Annotated in this window: 14 protein-coding genes; 5 read left to right on the plus strand and 9 right to left on the minus strand. The window is 68.1% G+C overall.

From position 1 onward, the window contains the following. On the minus strand, positions 1–897 hold the full coding sequence (locus WMF43_RS37305) for a LysR family transcriptional regulator (RefSeq protein WP_437672183.1): 897 nt from the start codon (positions 895–897) through the stop codon (positions 1–3). 276 nt (positions 898–1,173) lie between these two features. Continuing rightward, a complete protein-coding gene (locus WMF43_RS37310; RefSeq protein WP_437672185.1) occupies positions 1,174–2,331 on the minus strand; it encodes a hypothetical protein in 1,158 nt (385 codons plus the stop codon). A gap of 864 nt (positions 2,332–3,195) precedes the next feature. Here WMF43_RS37310 and WMF43_RS37315 point away from each other — a divergent pair. Beyond that, a complete protein-coding gene (locus tag WMF43_RS37315) occupies positions 3,196–4,563 on the plus strand; it encodes a sigma 54-interacting transcriptional regulator (RefSeq protein ID WP_437672186.1) in 1,368 nt (455 codons plus the stop codon). Between the two features lie 73 nt (positions 4,564–4,636). Here the strand turns inward: WMF43_RS37315 and WMF43_RS37320 are convergent, their stop codons facing one another. The 4 genes from WMF43_RS37320 to WMF43_RS37335 all read right to left on the minus strand — a co-directional run bounded on the left by WMF43_RS37320 (position 4,637) and on the right by WMF43_RS37335 (position 9,767). Beyond that, entirely contained in the window at positions 4,637–5,689 is a 1,053-nt protein-coding gene (locus tag WMF43_RS37320; protein ID WP_437672188.1) for an endonuclease/exonuclease/phosphatase family protein, read from the minus strand. 36 nt (positions 5,690–5,725) lie between these two features. Then, positions 5,726–7,609, minus strand: a complete 1,884-nt coding sequence (locus WMF43_RS37325; RefSeq protein ID WP_437672190.1) for a hypothetical protein — start codon at positions 7,607–7,609, stop codon at positions 5,726–5,728. Between the two features lie 14 nt (positions 7,610–7,623). Continuing rightward, positions 7,624–8,934: a hypothetical protein gene (locus WMF43_RS37330; protein ID WP_437672192.1), complete on the minus strand. Its 1,311-nt coding sequence runs from the start codon at positions 8,932–8,934 to the stop codon at positions 7,624–7,626. Between the two features lie 110 nt (positions 8,935–9,044). Next, positions 9,045–9,767: a hypothetical protein gene (locus WMF43_RS37335; RefSeq protein WP_437672194.1), complete on the minus strand. Its 723-nt coding sequence runs from the start codon at positions 9,765–9,767 to the stop codon at positions 9,045–9,047. Positions 9,768–10,773: 1,006 nt separating this feature from the next. Here WMF43_RS37335 and WMF43_RS37340 point away from each other — a divergent pair. Next, complete coding sequence (locus WMF43_RS37340; RefSeq protein WP_437672195.1) at positions 10,774–11,190, plus strand: hypothetical protein; 417 nt, start codon at positions 10,774–10,776, stop codon at positions 11,188–11,190. 104 nt (positions 11,191–11,294) lie between these two features. Here the strand turns inward: WMF43_RS37340 and WMF43_RS37345 are convergent, their stop codons facing one another. After that, entirely contained in the window at positions 11,295–12,260 is a 966-nt protein-coding gene (locus WMF43_RS37345) for an NADP-dependent oxidoreductase (protein WP_437684168.1), read from the minus strand. Positions 12,261–12,514: 254 nt separating this feature from the next. Between WMF43_RS37345 and WMF43_RS37350 the strand changes: the two genes are divergently transcribed. From WMF43_RS37350 to WMF43_RS37360, 3 genes are all read left to right on the plus strand, one after another. Beyond that, the gene (locus WMF43_RS37350) at positions 12,515–13,150 is read left to right on the plus strand and encodes an HD domain-containing protein (protein WP_437672197.1); all 636 of its coding nucleotides are present in this window, start codon (positions 12,515–12,517) and stop codon (positions 13,148–13,150) included. Between the two features lie 88 nt (positions 13,151–13,238). Beyond that, positions 13,239–14,801 (plus strand): PLP-dependent aminotransferase family protein, encoded by a 1,563-nt coding sequence (locus WMF43_RS37355; RefSeq protein ID WP_437672199.1) that lies wholly within the window; start codon positions 13,239–13,241, stop codon positions 14,799–14,801. A 114-nt stretch (positions 14,802–14,915) separates the two neighbouring features. Further along, positions 14,916–16,448 (plus strand): hypothetical protein, encoded by a 1,533-nt coding sequence (locus tag WMF43_RS37360; RefSeq protein ID WP_437672201.1) that lies wholly within the window; start codon positions 14,916–14,918, stop codon positions 16,446–16,448. Between the two features lie 242 nt (positions 16,449–16,690). On the opposite strand, the gene WMF43_RS37365 is transcribed toward WMF43_RS37360, so the two are convergent. Together WMF43_RS37365 and WMF43_RS37370 are read right to left on the minus strand one after the other, a co-directional pair. Continuing rightward, positions 16,691–18,166 (minus strand): basic secretory protein-like protein, encoded by a 1,476-nt coding sequence (locus WMF43_RS37365; RefSeq protein ID WP_437672202.1) that lies wholly within the window; start codon positions 18,164–18,166, stop codon positions 16,691–16,693. A 600-nt stretch (positions 18,167–18,766) separates the two neighbouring features. Beyond that, on the minus strand, positions 18,767–18,931 hold the full coding sequence (locus WMF43_RS37370) for a hypothetical protein (RefSeq protein ID WP_437672204.1): 165 nt from the start codon (positions 18,929–18,931) through the stop codon (positions 18,767–18,769). Positions 18,932–18,938 lie beyond the last annotated feature (7 nt).

An 18,938-nucleotide genomic window follows, 5' to 3' on the forward strand; every position in this document is an offset into this window, starting at 1 on the left:
TCACGACGGCGCGGCATCGACCTCGATGGGTCGGCTGGCCAGGAGGTCGTCCATCAAGGCGCGCAGCGCCACCGATTGGCTGACGGCCCGGGCATACAGGGCGGTCGCTTGAATCGCCGGCAGCTCGAGGTCGGGGAGCAGGCGTACCAGCGAGCCTCGTTCCAGGTCGCGCAGCACGAGGAACTCGGGTACGAGCGCGATGCCCAGCCCGGCCCTCGCGGCGTCGCGCGTGACCATCATGTTGCCGGTGCTCATGCGCCAGGGGACACGCACGGTCTCCCCGCCGACCCTCCACTGGATCATGTCGGGCCGCATGACGACGGCGGTATGCCGGGCGAGGTCGGCGGGCGTCCGGGGCATGTCGTGCTGCTCCAGCCAGCTCGGCGCGGCGACGATGACCATCGTGATGTCGGCCAGCTTGTGGCTGATCAGCTCGCTGTCCTGGATCGCCCCCATGCGAATGGCCAGGTCGTAGCCGTCGTTGACCAGGTTGACGCGCCCATCCGAAAGATGCAGCTGGATGCGAACCGCCGGATAACGCCTCATGAACGAGAGCAGGCGGGGCGCGATCGCCGCCTGGCCATAAGCGACGGACGCGGTGATGCGCAGCAGCCCGGAGGGAGCCGCCTGGTGGCTCTTGACCTCGGCGGTCGCCTGCTGCGCGTCGCGAACGATGGGCCGGACCCTGTCGAAGAGGCGCTTGCCCGTGTCCGTCAGGCTGAGCGCGCGCGTGGAGCGGATCAACAGCGGTGCGCCGAGCCGCTTCTCCAGCAGCGCGAGGTTGCGGCTGATGGTCGCCTTGGGCAGGCCGAGCGCCCGGCCGGCCGCGCTGAGCGAGCCTTCCTCGACGATGCGCACGAACATCGACAGACCAGACAGATCATCGGGCTCCCTCAATGTTCCACTCCTCGAACGCGGCCGTTCCAGGACGCCATCGGACGCCGCCGCGGGCATCTTCGCATACTCCGGACGTAATCCTAGGCGTGGCGGCGCCGGTGCGGCGTCCCTCCCCGCGGCGGTCCGCGTCGCCCTCGGGAGGAGGTGGGGGCCCGGATCGTTCACGGAGCGCTCGGTCGCGAGCGCGCCCCCGCATGGGTCGAACGCGACGAGAACAGCGGCCTGCCGCGCCAGCGGGGGCGCCGCGCGCGACGCCCCGAGATCGGTCGATCGCGCTCAGAGAGAGCCCGCATCGGGATCGACGTCGGGAGCATAGCAGTCCGAGAAGCCGTCTCTGCTCGTCTTGCACACCTCGTCCGCGAAGCACCAGTAATAGTTCACACCGGACGTCGCCTCGCAGTACCGGACCCCGTGGACCCCGTCCTCGACGACGCACGTAGACGCACCGAGCTCGGAGCAGTCGGTGACGACGGTGTCCGGCTGGAACCAGCACCTCGGTCGGGCCCCGGGGCCCGTCTGGCACGCGAACGGGCGCGCTGCTTCTTCACTCGCAGCGCTGTACTCGCCGTACGGCGGCACGAACCCCGGGATCGTGGTCCCCGTTGACTTCACGCTGCACACAGCGCCCGCCACCAGCGTGTCGAGGCGGCACTGGGACGGACCATGGCCCTCCTTGGTCACCGCGACCTCGGTCGTGTCCGGTGTGTCGAATTGCGGGTAGACGATCTCCTTGGGAGCCTGCAGCACGGCCTGCTCCTCGTACAGCCGCCCCGTCTGCAGGCTGGCGAGCAGAATCCGGCCGCAGAGCTCTTGGCTCGCCAGGTCGCTGTATGCCGTCGTGCAACGCTCGCGCGCTGAAGGGTCGAGCTGGGCGAACGCCGCGGCGTTGGCCTCGGTTTCATTCGCCCACAGCCGCGGCAAACAATCCTTGGTGGCGAAGTAGTCCGCCTGTAGCTCGACGGAGATCGACGTGCCCAGCGCGCCGGTGGTGTCCCCGCGGCCGTTGCTCTTGAACGGGAACCCGCCGATGAAGTGCCCCATCTCGTGGCACATCGTGAGCGCGAACACCTCCGGCGTCATGCTCGAGACCGTGAGCCATCCCTTGCTCACATCGATCGTCCAGTCCTCCCCGGCGTTGAGCAGCACATGGGCGCTGACCGCATCGCTGTCCCAGTCGATTCTCCACGAGATCTTGTGGGTGCCTGCCGGATTCGCGGCCGCGGCGTGGTCCTGGTAGAGCGCGACCACGCGGTCGAGGATCGCTTCCGCCTCCTCGCGCGTCGGCGGGCGCTCCCCCGAAGGCGGCGCGCTGTCGGCAGCGCCTCCGAGGATGGCGGCGGAATTGTCGTCCGTCGGATGGGTGGAGCCGTGGTCCGCCTCTCCCATACACGCCGCGAGGAGAACTGACGAAGCAAGAATAGTGTAAAGTTTCATATGAACCTCCGTCGAATGGGATCTCCGAACAAAACCGGACTGAGCCGTGCGGCCGACGTTGGGTGCGGCGCTGGGCGCGCCGAGAAAACCCTACGGAAACAGGGCGACGAGGAGCAACGACGCGACGCGACCGACATCGGCTGTCTGGCGGTGGGAACTTCCGTTCGGTGCTCTTGATGCCGTCACGGGGATCGATCCTTCAAATTAGTTTGTTGCGGCCTGCCCGTTCGCCCGCTCGGCCGCCTCATGTCCCATGATGGTGGTGTGGCGAGTATTTTCTCATCCAGCGCGGTCCGGAGGCCACGGCGTCCGAGCCGGACCTCGCGCCGCTTCGATCTGCCGGTCGCGTTCACCCCAAAGGGCTGCCGATAGCACCGGAGGGGCGAGCATGCCTGGACCGATAACATTGTCGATGCACCTGAAAAATTACGGCAGCTCATCGAGCGGCGGCAGTTCGTCCGGGCCGAACCGCGAGGTAGCGACCCTCGGGAGCGGTGGGGCGGAGTCCGTCACCGGCGCCCGGCCCTGCCGGGTTGGGGCAGTAGTAGCGCGCCACGCACGCCCCGGCCGGCACCTTGCGCATAAGGTGCTCTCCAGTGGAACCCGCACGTGCCCGACTTGCATAGCGGGCACGCCGACAAAGTTGCCTGCTTTCACCTCTCCGCCGTAACGTGCTGTGCGAACTTCAGCGTGGGGGCAAAACACGGCTGCGCCTCATCGGGCCCGCGACGGTGGCCGCCGTCGCGGGACGCTCCCATTCTCCCGCTGGCCCTGCTCAGGCGAGCCCGCCGCGGAAGAGACCGAGACGGTGGGGGACGCGGATTTCGGAGGAGCGATTGGACCGAGCGCACCATCGGATCGATCGTGTTGCCGGCCATGCCTGACGCGTGGATCGAATTCATAGGCCCCCCGCGCAAGGACGTCACGGGCGTCCTCATGCAGGCCGGCGTGCACATAGTACATCGAGGCGCTCAGGATGAGTTGCCTCCTGGGCTGCTCTTTTTCGAGGAGCTGAAGCCTTACACCTTCGAAGCCCTTCGAAAGCTCACCGCGTGCTCCATGTCCCGCGTGCTGGCAGTGGCGGCGTCCAGGGCGGCGCTCGAGGGGGATGCGCACTGGCGCCTGCTGGCGGCGGGAGCGTCGGATGTGATCGCGTGGATCAACTCCCGGGTGCTGGCTGAGCAGATCGCTTCGCGTCTCGAGCGCTGGCAGGCAGTGGATCGGATCATCTCTTCCCCTCCGGTGCAGAGCCGGCTGGTGGGGAGCAGCAAGGCGTGGCGCCGAGCGTTGCGGCAAGTCGTCGAGGTAGCGGCCTTCACCAGCGCCCCTGTGCTCATCCTGGGGGAGAGCGGGACAGGTAAGGAGGAGGTCGCGAGGCTCATCCACGAGCTGGATTGCCGCCCTGACAAACGGGAGTGGATCACGCTGGACTGTACCACGGTGGTTCCGGAGCTGTCGGGCAGCGAGTTCTTCGGACACGAGCGGGGCGCCTTCACCGGAGCGGCGGCGGCGCGCGATGGCGCCTTCGCCCTCGCAGACGGTGGTACGCTGTTCCTCGACGAGGTCGGGGAGCTGCCGCTCGGACTCCAGGCGCAGCTGCTCCGGGTGGTACAGGAGCGATCGTACAAGCGCGTGGGGTCCAACGTCTGGCACCACGCCGATTTCCGGCTCGTATGCGCCACGAACCGCGATCTGGCCGGCGAGGTCGACCGGGGCGGTTTCCGGCGCGATTTCTTCCACCGTATCGCCGGCTGGACCATCCGGCTACCGCCGCTGCGCGAGCGACCCGAAGACATCCTGCCGCTCGTGCACCACTTGATCCGGACGTTCCTGCCCGAGGCGTCTCCGCCAGAGCTGGACGATCCCGTGCGCGAGTACTTCCTCCGGCGGAGCTACGCCGGCAATGTGCGCGAGCTACGCCAGCTCGTGAGCCGGGTCTGCAGGCAGCACGTCGGCCCTGGGCCCATCACGGTGGGCGACCTTCCTCTGGACGAGCTGCCCGCCGTGGCCCCGACAGCGTGGCAGGACGCGGCCTTCACCCAGGCGATCCGCCGGGCGCTCTCGCTCGGCGTGGGGCTCCGTGAGATCAGCCGTATCACCTCGGAGACGGCGATCCATCTGGCCCTCGAGGAGCACGGCAACCTCCAGCGTGCCGCCAAGCACCTGGGCGTGACCGACCGGGCACTGCAGCTGCGCAAGACGCGGACGAGAGCCTCTCGCGGCTGTCCTTGACCCGTCACGCTCCAGCGCGTGTGCGTCGAAGGGTGAGGATCCCTCGGGCCCACACGGAACACGAAGGTTCCGGCTAGACGGGGCCGTGCGGCAGGACCGCAGGGGCGGTGCCCCTCGACCGCGGCCGAGCCTGCTGCCTTGATTCGCGCACCACCGTGATGACCGGATAGTGATCGCTGCCACCGAGTCTGTGAAAGCGAGTTGTGTTGCTGCAGGTGACCCCCTCGTAGATGAAATAGTCGAGCTCCCTATTACCCCTCCTGCCGATGTGGGTCACGGAACCACAGGAAGCAACGTAGACGTCGGCTCCCCGACCTCGCGAGCCAACTCGTATGTGACGCGTCCGACCGGCGAGTCTAGACGGCTCGGCATTGAAGTCACCTCCAAGCACGAAGTTCAGGTTGAAACGCCGGCTGAGCCTGGCCATGGCTGTGGCCGCCGCCCTCCCATCCACGGGCGCGTCGCCGCTGGCGTTGGCGTGCAGCGTCGCCACGATGAGCGCGTCTCTGAATACTCCATAGGAGTAGGAGCGACCATTGGAGCTCATCAGGGTGCCGCTACCGCGACGGGTTAACGGTCCATTCGATATGATGGCCGAGATGCAGCGATTGTTTAACGCGCCGGCATGCGGGGAGATGTACAGGTGGCGGCCGGGCAGCAGGTTCTCTTGTTGCAGCCTGCCGCACTCCTGGAGCAGGATGACAGGGCAATGCTCCTGGAGCCACCTGAGGACCTCACGCTTCGCAGGCGAGTTGTGCGGATTTCCCTGACTGTTCCAGGTCGCGATGCTGATTTGGCAAGGGCCCGCAGGCGGGCGCCGAGGGCGCGCAGGAGGGCGCGCAGGCGGGCGCGGACGGCCGACCATGTATTCCAAGTCGTCGTCCTCCTCGGGCGGCGGATCGACCTGCGGCACGTGGGTTGGAGGAGGAGCGTCCCCCGGGGGGAGGCTGTAAAGGAACCACGGCCACTTCCGGCGGCTGCGCCATCCTCCTCGATCACCGGCGCTCAGCCAGGCAGACGGGCCGAGGAACCCACCGCCCTTCCTCTCGCGCTCGCCTTCCATCTCCGTCTCCTCATTCAAATCGAACCATCGTGCCATGCGGTCCCTCCTGCTCTTCAAGGACATCGGCTGTCGGCCCCGCCGGTGAAACTCCCGAGCCGCCTACGAACGCTTCTGCTGCCGGCGCGTTTGCGCGGCCATCCGGTTGAGCAGGTGCACCGAGGGCGCGAGATAGCGCTCCGCGAGCCGACTCTGATCCGTGACGTCCGCCGCCAGGTCCACGCCCGTCACCGCGCGATACGCGTGGATGTAGCCCTGGATCTCCGGACGCCAGTAGCGCGCCCAGTTGGCGGCCATGCTGGGCTCGTTGACGACGCTCCACCTCCCGTACCGGATTGACAGGAGGATCTGCTCGCCGAAGGCGGCCAGGTCGTGGAAGTGCACCACGCTGACGTCCGTCCAGCCGTAGATCGACTTCAGGGCGTCCACACGGTCCATCCACGGCTCGGGGTACGGCACCATCACCCGCCCGCCGAGGAACTCGCGCATCTCCGGCCGCGCGAGCATCCACTGCTGCATCAGCATCTCCTGCCGCGCTGTCGACGGCATGTCCCCGAACTGGTTGTGCGCCCCCTGCGCCAGCAGGTAATGCGTCTCCTTCGCCGCGTTGAGCACCGGGAAGCCGTCCGCCACCACAGTGGTGTCGTCATCCTGCCGGAAGAACTGGACGCAGCGATGGAGCAGGTTATGGAACGACTCGAGGAACTTCGAGCGCCGGTCCATGGCGCGCACCTCGGCCACCGCCTTGCCTTGCAGCGAGAATCCGTACTGGTGCTCGTACTCGTACGCTCGCCGCGCCACGCTCAGGCGGTGCTGCTCGTCCTGCACGTAGCCCCACAGCAGGTTGTTGAGGGGGCGGAGCGGATCGAGCTCCATGTTGGCCAGCGGGTCGGCGCCCGCGCGGCCGCGCATGTTCTGAAAGCGCCGGCTGATGTGGTTCATCGCCTGGACCAGCATCCCCTCCTCGTGCCAGTAGCTCCAGATGAGCTCCAGGAAGCATGGATAGGTCAGCTTCTCCCGGACGATGGCCACGTGGCGGTCCACGTCCACCCCGTCCAGCATCCGCTCCTGCGCGGGCGAGAGCGGCACGTCGGGCAGCCGGCGACGAACGATGGCCAGGTACGGTATCACCAGCACGTCGTCCCCCGGCTTGCTATCTCCCGCCAACCTCACCCGGTACCGGTTCCAGAGGTGGGTGAGGAGAGGCACCTTCGATCCCTCCCCCAGCGAGCGCCCGAGGCGAGACTCCTCGGCCGTGACATTTACCTCTTCGATGAACGTATCGAACGTGCGGATCGCCTCGCAGTTCACCATCACGAACGACTCGGTGGCCGTCTTGAGCGCGAGGTACGGATCGACGCCCGGGTAAGGCATGCGCTGGCCCGAGGGACGCGCGGGCAGGGCAGACTGCTTCCCGGCGGGGGCAGCGGAGTAGTCGTCCGAGCCGGACGAGCGGAACAGGACGCGATCGACGTACTCGACGTAGCGCGTGAAGCTGAGGCTCTCGGTGCTCTGGCGAAGGACGATCCAGAGGATCTCATCCCGCGTGAGCGGGTGGCTCGTGCGCTGCAGGACCACGGGGTGAGGGGCGCTGCGGCTCAGCGGGGGTGACCCGCCGGGGGAGCCACCGAGCGCATCCAGCGTCTCCCGCACCACGGCCCGCACTGCCTCCGTCGGCTGCACCGAGACGAGGCGGGCCGTCACCGATACCCGCGCCTCGCCGGTGTGCTCGTGCAGCTTCGCTCCGTCGTGGCTCAGCTCGAGCAGGTTGACCCGCACCCAGTAGGTGCTCACCGGCAGCCCCGCGGTGCTCCATTGCGCGCTGCCCGATTCGCTGGAGCGCGGCTCCACCACGCCGCCCTCTACCTCCCATGTATAGACTCGCTGCTTCACTGAAGGATCCAGGTTCACCGGCGAGGCGGTGAGCTTGAGGATGCCCCCCTCGGCGATGCTGTCCGGCGAAACATCGATGTTGACACCTGCCATTTCCTCATCCTCCTCTATGTGTTTCGTTCACCGGGCAGCGCGGGAGCTACCAGACCTGTCGGGGAGGACCGCGCTCGGGCGAGCGAGGCGCAAATCTCCGATGTGTCCAGCGTGCTGCGCAGAGCCCAGTATTTGAGCAGCTCGTCCAGAGCCTCGCTCTCTTCCTCGGGCGTGATTCGTCCATCGGCCCGGGCTTGGCCGAGGACCGCGAACACCAGCGAGGGGCGCGCCTTCCGCAAGCGCGCCCGGTGGGCACGGAGCTCCCCGTACAGGGCTTTCAGCTGCGCAGGCTGGCGCTCCCGAGCGGCCAGCGCCTCCGCGAGCGAGCGCCCTCGCAGCCTATCCGGCCGGTGCGTCACGAGGAAGTCCACGAATCGCGGCAAGCTCGCCTCGAGCAGCTGCGCGAGCCGCCGCGTGTCGGAGCTCACCCCGGTGAGGGGGTAGAGCTCCTCCCAGAGCCGTGAGACGCGGGCCCACTGCGGATGCGGGTACAGGGCCTGGCCGATCGCGCTGCTCAGCTTCACGCGTATCCACGGCATGGGGTGAGGATCGCTCGGGGTCACCCGGAACACGAAGGGCCGCGGAAGGCTCATTACGGCGATGAGCCCCAAGGTCGAGGTGACCCCCAGCCGCGAGATGGACCAGAGGTCCGCGACGATCTCCGAGATCCATCGCTCCCACAGCGACCAGGCCTCGACGTCCCGGCCCGCGTCCACGCCGCCGAGGGCGCTGCGCAGCGACGGGACGAGGTTGAGGAGGGCCGCCGCCTGATGGCCGACCTCGTGGACGAGCGAGGACGCGATGCCGCTGCCGATCATCCGCTCGCGTGGGATGCGGATGATGGACACCGGGTTATTGCCCCCGCCGGGGAGGCGCGTGCGCGCCCTCCGGATGGCTGCCCCGGGGCCGCGGGCCAGGTAGCAGATGACCGGCGGTGCCTGGTAGTAGCCGGGCAGCGCGAGCGCGTCCTGGGACACCACGTCCAAGCCAGATAGCCAGACGCCATTGTTGACCTCGCTGCGCTGGCTCATCGCCTCGCTGAAAATGTCGAACTGGCTGAGCAGCGCGTTGAACAGGAGCCGGATCAGGACAAAGCGCTTCTGCGCGTATGCCGGCGGAGCCGCGCGGCCTTCGGCGCCATCCAGCCACGCAAGGTAGTCGTGTATGCGGGTGCGCAGCTCGCGGCGGCGCACGACGAGATAGCTCTCGATGGCCGCCTGCGCCTCGACAGAGAACGCCGCCGCCGGAACCATCGTCTCCTGCAATGCGAACGACCGGAGGCGATCGAGCCTCGTGAGGAGGGCGCGGGCTTCCTGGCCGATCATCCAGGATGCAAAGGAGCTGGCGGTCATGGCGCTAGAGCGGCGAGCAGGTCCGAGGGGCATGGCTGGACGCGCGGACCAGCCAAAATCAACGTGTTGTGCACGCACCGCATTTACATCCTTTTTTTGAGGGGTTTGATCGCCCCCCCGCCACGATAGATCCCCCTGAGGATGATATTGGCGCCCCGGCGAACCCAGCGACCGCTCGCGGCGAGCGCCACGCGGGGGCGCCGCCTACCGGGTGGAAACACTCTGCCGTCGGACCGGCGAGCCGCGGGCTCGGAAGCAGCTTGCGTCTTCGCGCTTCTCACCGCGTTCTGAACCTGCCGGTTCAAGTTTCCGTCCGACGGGGAACTGAGGACCGAACCCGTAGCATCCGTGGCGACCCGGACGAATTGCTTGGCCACCTCGAACTCGCGGTCCTCATGGCTCAATCCCTCCAGCTCGAGCCCGAGGGCGTGGCCCTCGAGCTCGCCGTCCCCCTTCGCGCGAACCGCGGACGAGACCTGCCGGGTCAGGCGCTTCAGCGCTCGCCCCACGCTCTTGCCCACGACGTTCGACACGTCCGTGCCCAGCTTGGCCCCCACGTGCTGGATGAGCTGGCCCAGGAACTGGTCCATCTCCTGGTCGCTCTGGACCTCGAGCAGCTCGGCGGCGAACTCGTGGATTTCGTCCTCCGAGACGATCTCCTGTTCGTGCGCTTCCCACTCCTCCTCGGCTTCCTGCTCACCTTCCTGTTCAGCTTCCTCCTCAGCTTCCTCCTCGGCCTCACCAGCGAATTCGTACTCGAAGGACTCGTTGTTCAGCTCCTGATAGGTCCGATCCAGATCGTGCATGACCTCACCTCACTTTGCGTCGGCTCGCAATGACGGGCCGATGTTACGCTTCAGGTCTTTATGCAGCGGTGGTGCCAACCTCGGAGGCCAACGCGCGAACCGGCGTTCGCCGCGGTGCCAGGGAGCGCAGCGCGGGCCAGGGCGAGCAGGATTCACGTGCCGCCGGATCGTCGCGCGACAGCACGGCGCCGCGGTCGGGGCGGCGCGTTGCACCCAAGGTCACCGTGAGCCGGAGCGAACTCCTGTTCGGCGCGGGTGAACAGCGGTTCGCGTGTGGCCAGCGCGGAGGTCAGGAGCGCCAGCCGGCGCGCTTCGGACCAGAGCGGTCGCAGGCGGGTGGTGCGGCGGGCGGACGCCGTGCCCGCGAGAAGACGCCGCGTTGGTCCGCGAGGTGCATACGGCCCGCCCATCCTCAAAGCACGCTCGACGTGCGCTTCGCTCAACATCGCCAGAGCTTCGCTCAACGTCGCCAGAGAGGGTGACGCGCATACGCGCGGCGACGAGGATGGGAGCTACAAGCCCACGTCGAACGGACGCTTGAGTACCATGATGAGCGATGCTGGTCGCTGGCACTCGACCTGCTATGCCTCACGGCGGTCCACGGACAGTCGGCGCCAAACCTTCACACGACGGGAGCACGCGCATGCACGACAGTCGTCGTACGTACCAGGAGCCGGAAGGTGAGTCGTTTCACTACGAGTTCGAAGATGAGCCGTTCCACTACGAGTTCGAAGGTGAGCCGCTCCACTACGAGCTCAAAGGCGAGCGATACCCGCAGAGGCCACGATTATGCGGTCAGCCAGAGCCGAAGCCAGGGCAAGGGACAAAGCCGAAGCCGAAGCCGAAGCCGAAGCCAGGGCAAGGGACAAAGCCGAAGCCGAAGCCAGGGCAAGGGACAAAGCCAGTGCCAGTGCCAAGGCCAAGGCCAATACGACCTGGACTAGGTGACGACAGAGGTCAGGACCTCGCTGTAGCCATTGGCGATTCCATCAGGGAAGGCTTCGCGATGAGCAAGAGGAACGACCAGGTACGCTCGGACTTCGTGCGCAAACGCCTCGACGACTATGCCAAGCAGTATCCGGGCTACAACGTAGTCATGTGCCACACCAAGCACAAGGCATATGGCAAATACGTCCACAGGCATGAGGAATGCCCGATCGAGCTAGCGATCGTCGGCAAGGGCTCGATTGGGTTCGAGATCTATCTCGCGCGCAAAGGCGACTGCTTCAAGCTCGTCCGGAAGGGAGATGGCGGTTGGATTAACTGGGGGTACCTGGGCGATTTCGATCGCCTACCCAATGAAAAAGGGAACATCCTCATCGCTCGCACCAAGCAATCCTGCCAATTCCCGCGTGAGCCGACCCCCCGTTCCGACCAGACCAGGCCGCGCGTCCCGACCAGACCAGGCCCCCGATTCCGGTGACCCAGCCGCGCAACGGCCGCCGTGGGTGGAGCGTAAGCCGTCCACGAAGGGCGTGTAGGTACTGGCCTCGTCGGACGCGCCCGGAGGGCCGCTGCGCTCGGACCTCAACGAGCAGGCCCCATTGCGAGGACGATCTTGCCCCGCGGGCGGGGGCGGGTGCCGTCGAGCATCTCATGCGCGCCGCGGACCTCGGCGAGCGGCAGCACGGCGCCGATGTCGACCGAGAGCTCGCCCGAGTCGAGCAGGGCGGCGATGCGGTCGAGGTGGGCCGTCGTGACATCGACGAGAAAGAAGCTCGCCCGCACGTCACGACGGGCGGCCTCCTCCTGCTGAGGGGTCGACACCGCCGAGACCAGGGTGCCACGCGGCTTGAGCACGGCGAAGGACCGCGCCTGTGTGTCGCCACCGACGAGGTCGATGACGGCATCGACGTCCTTGGCGGCATCCTCGAAGCGCTCGCTCCGGTGGTCCACGACGACGTCCGCGACGAGACCGCGGACAAAATCGCGATCCTTGGCCGAGGCCGTCGCGATCACACGGGCGCGGGCCCGGCGCGCGAGCTGCACCGCATACGCGCCGACGCTGCCGGCCGCGCCGTGCACCAGCACCGTCTGTCCGGCTTCGAGCTGGGCGTGATCGAACAGCGCCTGCCACGCCGTGACGGCGACGACCGGCACGGAGGCGGCCTGCACGTCGTCGAGCCGGAGAGGCTCGCGCGTCACCATGCCCGCCTGCGCCACGGCATAAGCGGCGTGCGCGCCGGTGAAGCGCTTGTTGGTGACGCCGAAGACCCCTGCGCCCGGCGCGAGGCCAGTCACCCCGGGGCCGATCGCGGCCACGACACCAGCGAGGTCCGAGCCGAGCGTCAGCGGCAGCGGCTGGGGCAGCGCGCTCTTGCCGGCACGGATCCAGCCGTCCCACGGCCCGACCCCGGCCGCCGCGACGCGGACCAGCACCTCGCCTGGGCCGGGCAGCGGGAGCGGCACCTCGTCGATGGTGATGACCTCGGGACCGCCGAACCGGTGGACTCGGGCGGCGTCGGTGGAGCTGGGAAACATCGCCGCGAACATGGAGTGGACCTCGTGAGCGTCGAGGGAGGCGCCGGCGGAAGACACCGCGAGGGCAGCCATGAACGGGGTTGTTTCACTTTTCCTCACCTCTATCTTCCCATTCTTCCCGGCAAGGCACGGGCGGGCCTGGTGAACAGCACATCGGGTGTGCAGTTGACCGAAGCTGGCGGATCCTTCTGATGGTGGTCGCGCCGGGTCGCCCGCAGGTTCTTCGGCAAGAAGGGCGCTCGGCGCCACACGAAGAAGAGAGGACCGTGAAGAACGAGATCGCTGGCATCCACATCCCTGACAGCCACCTGGCCGTGGCGGCGACCGAGCTCGCGCGGGAGATGTCGGCGCCCTTCCTCTTCAACCACGTCATGCGCACGTACCTCTTCGGCGCGCTGCTCGCGAAGCGGCGCGGGCTCCAGCTCGATCTCGAGCTGTTCTACCTCGGGGCGGCGCTCCATGACCTCGGCCTGACCGAGAGGTTCCGGGGCCCGGAGCGGTACGAGGTCGACGGCGCAAACGCGGCGAGCGAGTTCCTGAAGCAGCACGGCGTGCCCGAGGAGGCAATCGGCGTCGTGTGGGACGCCATTGCGATGCACACCGTGAGGGGGGTCCCGCCATACAAGCGGCCCGAGGTGGCGCTGCTTCACGTCGGAACCATCATGGACATCCTTGGCAACGACTTGAAGGAGCTCGCTGCGGACGAGGTAGACGAGGTGCTCCAGGCGTACCCGCGCCTCGATTTCAAGCGCGCATTTCCGCAGGCGATCGCTGACATGCTCGCCGGCAAGCCGGAGACCGCCTTCTACAACTTCACGGCCGACATCGCCGAGCGCCTGATCCCGGGCTTCCATGCCCCCAATTTCTACGACGTGATCCTGGCGGCGCCGTTCAAGGAGTGACCGGACCCACGCGTCGAGGACTGTGGCCAGCCGATCACAGCGAGGCTCGCCGCGGCGCGCCGCGGATCTCGCGCGCGGCGCGCCTCGGTTGACAGATTCCGGGCGGCGGGGCATCGAGAGCTCGGGGGCGGGCGCCAAGGCGCCCCGCCCGTTCGACGCAGGCACGGGCGGCGTGACGGTGACCCGAGAACTCGTTCTTCAGCTCGGCGCGGCGGGTCAGGGGCCGCTCTTTCTGCAGATCGCGCGCGCCGTCGTCGAAGACATCGAACGGGGCCGCCTGCGCCCCGGCGAGCGGCTGCCCTCCAGCCGCAAGCTCGCCACCCAGCTCGGCGTGCACCGCAAGACCGTGGTCGCCGCGTTCCTCGAGCTCGCGCGCCAAGGTTGGATAACGAGCGCGCCCGCCACCGGCACCTACGTCTCGAGCGACCTGCCCGCCAAGCTGCCCCCCTTCCGCCGACGAGCCCTCGCCGACCGGGCCGGGTTCGACCTGCCCGGACGCCCCTTGCCGGCCCCGTCCTCGACCCCGCGCGCCGGCCTGCTCCTGCTCGGCGGGGTGCCCGAGCTCGGCTTCGTGCCGAGGCTGGAGCTGTGCCGCGCCTACCGCCGCGTGCTGCTCGGCGCCGGGGCGCGCGCGCTGATGGACTACAGCGACCCCCGGGGCGAGCCGCGCCTACGCCGGGCGGTCGTCGAGTTGCTGACCCGGGCGAGGGGCGTGCGGGCGAGCGTCGAGTCGGTCAACATCGTACGCGGCAGCCAACAGGGCCTCTACCTCGCGGCGCGCGCGCTGCTCGAGCCGGGCGACTGCGTGGCGATCGAGGCGTACAGCCACCCCGCCGCCCGCGGCGCGCTCGAGCTCTCGGGCGTGGAGCTCATGCCCGTGCCGCTCGATGGCGAGGGGCTCGACGTCGCCGCGCTCGAGGCGCTCTGCGCGGCCAGGCGGGTCAAGGCGGTCTACACAACGCCCCACCACCAGCTCCCCACGACCGTCACCTTGACCGCGGCGCGGCGCGTGCGCCTGCTCGAGCTGGCGCGGCGCCAGCGCCTGCTCGTGCTCGAAGACGACTACGACCACGAGTTCCGCTATGAGGGGCGGCCGGTGCTGCCCCTTTCGTCCGCCGACCGCCACGGGGTGGTCGTTTACCTGGGCACCATGTCGAAGATCTTGGCCCCAGGGCTGCGGCTCGGCTTCGTCGTATCCACCCCCGACGTCGCCGAGCGCATCGCGGCCTACCGGGCCTTCGTCGACCACCAGGGCGACCACGCGATCGAGCGCGCCGTCGCCGAGCTGCTCGAAGACGGCGAGATCGATCGGCACACGCAGAGGGTCCGGCGCGCCTACCGCGCCCGCCGCGACGCGCTCTGCGAGGCGCTCGCGCGCCACCTGCCCGGGCTCGAGTTCGACCCTCCCCGCGGGGGCATGGCCCTCTGGGCGCGGGCCCCCGGCGTCGACATCGACGCGTGGGCCCGGCGCGCGCACGCGGCGGGCGTCTCCTTCCAGCCTGCGAGTCACTTCGCGCTCGGTCGCTGGCCGCTCGACTTCGCTCGCTTCGGCTTCGCCGCGTGCGACGAGGCCCAGCTCGCGGATGCGGCGCGGCGGCTCGCGCAGACCCTGCCGAAGGCCCGGTCGAGGCCCGCGGGCGATCGCCCCTGACGCGCGCCTCGCTCCCCGCGGCGCGCGGGCGACTGGACTACTCGACATCGACGATCTGGCCCCAACGTAGGGTGCCTGCGTGGGCTAGGGTCTGACCGGACAGGAGACCCGAACATGGTCAAAGCTTTCTTCGCCAGCATGATATTCGGTGCGGCATTGCTCGGCTGCGCCCAGACCGGGGCGCCGAGCCCGCCCCCCGCGGAGGCGGAATCGGAGAGCCAGGCATCGCTCACGACGCACACGCAATGGCTGGTGCAGCCGGGCGCACGCCTGCTCTTGCTCGGCGTCACCAGCGACAACCACGCCCTCTATCAGGAGGGAGAGCTCGTGTACGCGACCGCGCTCAAGCCGGGCGCGACGAGGCAGCCAGTCGCCCAGGTGCCCCCCGGGAACACCGCGTTCGTCTACACCGTCGGCAAGGTCGCGTTCTGCTGGACCAACCCCGACCGGACCTTGCCCGGCTTCGGGATCAGCCCCCTCGTCGTGTGGAGCGCGGCGTCCGGCCCGCACGAGGCGTCCGCCGCCTCGCCCATCGGGACCTTCGCGACCTCGGCGAGCGCCGACGGCCGCTGGGTGCTCTTCCCCACCCATAGCAACGCCGATGGCAGCGTCGGCGACGTCGAGCTCGCCTCGACCGACATGAGCGAGCGCACGACGCTGCTCGGCGCCGTGCCGATGGGCTTCCCCCTGGGGTACTGTCGGCCCTTCGCCGCGTTCGTCGGCCGCCACGGCCGCTCGCACCCGGTCGCGCTGCACTGCGAGGGCGGCACGAGCTCTGCCACCTTGTCGAGCTGGGAGCGGGGCGAGAGGGTCGACCTGTTCGGCGGCGTCGCGACGCCCCCCTTCTTCAGCGCCGACGCCGACCGCGGGTCGTTCTTCACGACGCTGGCGGGCTCGGGGCACCCCGTCGTCGTCTCCGACGACGGCGAGGTGAGCGCGCTCGACGAGGTGCGCTCGAGACTAGGCTTCTTCACCAGAGACGGCGTCGTCGTGTACACCGCGCAAACGGAGGCCGGCCTCGAGCTGCGCCGCGCCACGCCGGGCGACTGTCCGTCGACCGAGACCATCGCCGACGAGGTCGGGGGCATTCTCACCGTCCTGGCCGGGTCGAAGGTCATCACCGACGCGTGGGCGTCGCCGGACGGCAGCAAGGTGCCCTTCTTCACCCGGCGCGACCCGGCGACCGGCCTCTCCGATGTGATGCTCGCCGACGCGCGCGGCGGTACCCCGCCCCTGTCGGTCGACCCGCAGGCGCGGAACGTGCTCGGCGGCCCGCCCTTCAGCGCCGACTCGAAGCACTTTCTGTTCGCCCGCATCGTCGACCTGACGACCGGCACCGCCCCCCTCTTCGCCTCGGCCGAGGGCGGCGTGCGGCAGTTCAGCGACGACGGGGGCTGGAGCTACCTGCCGGCCGTCCGCGGCCTCGTGTCGTTCAACGACAACACCCACTTCGACGCGGAAGACTTCGCGAAGTCGACGGCCGACCTGAAGGTCGTCGACCTGTCGCGCGAGCGCCTGGAGCCTCGGCTCATCGCGCCGGGGGCGAACCTGACCTACTTCAGCAGCCACGGCGGCCGCCGCCTCGCCTTCACGACGGACCTCCCCGGTACGACGGCCGGCCTCTATTCGGCCGAGGTCGGCAGGTAGGCGCGCCGAATCGGCGGGTCGGGCCCCGGCCGGCGCGGGCGCTCGGCGGCGCCGGGGCTCCCCGGGCCCGACGCTCGCCGGTTGGGCCCGGGTCGGGTCCATGCCTTCCAGACGGGTGCGAGCGGTGGTCGAATCACGTGCTCGGCTTCGCCTGCGCGCGCGGCCCCTCCCGAACGCGGCCAAGCCGCGTGGGAGGGGACCGAACGCCGTCAGCGGCGCGCCTCGCTTCGCGCTTCAGCGGCTCAGAGCTTCGTCACCACGATCGACTCGATGTTGTCGTTCATGTCGTCAATCTTCTGCCGATCACCCCGATAGGTGTGCCTCGTCCCCGAGAAGTTATCGTCCGCGTACACGGTGACGTTGAAGCCGGCGGGCACTCGCAAGGACGAGATCCAGTTCGTCTTCACGCCCATGTTGCGCATGTCTGCCGAGGTGTACTCGCCCGGCCCGAACGTGCTCAGCGCCTCCACGAAGTCCACATGGCGATACACGGTGATGCCTTGGCCTTCGGCTGCCGGGATCTTGGCCACCCCGCCGGAGTAGAGGTGCCACAACGTGTCGACGTCCGATCCGGTCAGCTCCGTCCACATCTCCGGCGAGTAGGTGCGCTCCCGCAGCAGGTCGTCGAGCGCATCCACGACCGGCGTCTGGCCGACGCGATAATTGGCGTCGATCCACTTGAAGAACGCGGCCGTGGTTCTGTAACTGTTGGTGTAGTGCGTCTCCGCCTGCCAGCCGCCGGGGAGCGCCCAATCCGTGTCTGGCAGCTTGTAGGCGTCTCGCACGTAGTCGGCTGAACCCTCGATCACCCACGACGGCACGCCGCCCACATAACCGCTCTGCACCACGTGCATGGCCTCATGCACGAAGGCGTCCAGGTCGTCCGGGTGCTCCATCATGTAAATCGTGTTGTAGTAGATGGTGTTGCCGCCGGTCGCGAGCAAGCCCGTCGTGCGATTCACCAGGTGCACGGTGCTCGCGGCGTCCGGGTTGAAGCGATTCACGAGCAGCGGATAGGTCTCGTACATGCGGCACTGAATGCGCTCCAGGAGCTCCGGGTCGAAGTCCTCGCTGGTCTGCACCGTCAACTCGAACGGAGCGTTCTCCGCGCAGGCCAGCCCCGGCGCGACAGCGACGCCCTCGAAGCGCAGGTTGTCAATCAAGGTGGCCGCCGCGGAGCTCGGCTGATTCACCTCGATTTGAAAGCGCACGTCCACATTTTGCTGCAGCGCTGCCTTCACCGCGGGCGTCACTGGAAACGAGAGCGTCTGGAAGCTGCCGGCTGAGAGCCCCTGCAGCGACGCTTGGCCCAGCCAGATGTTGTTCAAACCCGCGCTCACGCTGCTCGCGTAGAGCTGCACGTAGCCCCAATCCGGAGTCGCAGGGAGCTGGACGTCGAGCAGCAGGGTGTCGCTCACGTCCGACACTGTTCCCAGCTCCTGAGACTGGAGAAAGACGTGCCCCGCACCCTGGATGCTCAGCGACGACGATCCCTCGCTGTGGTCCGCGCTGAGCGCCGCAGTTCCGGCAGAAGCGCTCCAGGATGCCGCACTCTCGAACCCAAAGACAGCGCGCTGTTGCTCGGAAGCCAAGGCACTCGAGACCTCCGCCGTGTCCTCCACATCCTGAGCGTCGACGCTGCAAGCACTGAGCGTCCATAGCGCGAGCAGACCGACGCATCCGAGCCGAGTTCCACGCCATGCATTAAAATTATTCATCACCAACTCCTTACATTCGATTCAATCGTTTGATTTGGACACGGCGCCCGCGTCTCGCGGCATTGGCAATGCACATCCGCAAGCCAAACCCCGACACCACCAGCAGCCGCCCCATTCACGTCACATCAAGCCGCGACAACCTTGGCGCGACCTGCATCACAATCCATTAGAGAGAAGCCCCTCAACCAGCCTTCACCCCACCCGGTCGACTTCACGACACTCCCCAACAACTACGGTCGGATGCCTTCCGCCTGGTGCTATGCCGCGGTAATCCCAGGCGCTTCAGGCGTGGAAGACCTGCCTGATCGCCAGTAGGGTACAGCGATACGGTCGGATGCCTTCCGCTTGGTGCTATGTCGCGGTAATCCCAGGCGCTTCAGGCGTGGAAGCCCCGCCTGATCGCATAAGGCCCGTTCTGTCAATGAGCTCGCACAGTCGGACTGCACGAGTCAGGAACGGCTCCGAGAATCCTGACTTTGCGGAACGCGTTTGTTTGTCCTATCCGAACGAGGCTCCTGGGCGGCTGGTTGGCGGTGCCCAGGACCTCCGCTTGGATGTATTGCTCCACGACTCCATGAATGCTGGCGGCCTGGGTTTCCTTCAGCAAAACGTGACCCCCATGCCCCCAAAGATCGCGCCCGCGACCGCCGCCTGCTCGAAGCCGGTGGGAAGGTCGCCCTGGAGCACGAATCTGTCTCGCGTGACCCGAACGAGCAGGTGCTGGTTGGCGCTGCCCAGGACCTCCGCTTGGATGTATTGCTCCACGGCTCCA

The sequence above is a fragment of the Sorangium sp. So ce131 genome, from assembly GCF_051519095.1.
Lineage (GTDB): Bacteria > Myxococcota_A > Polyangia > Polyangiales > Polyangiaceae > Sorangium.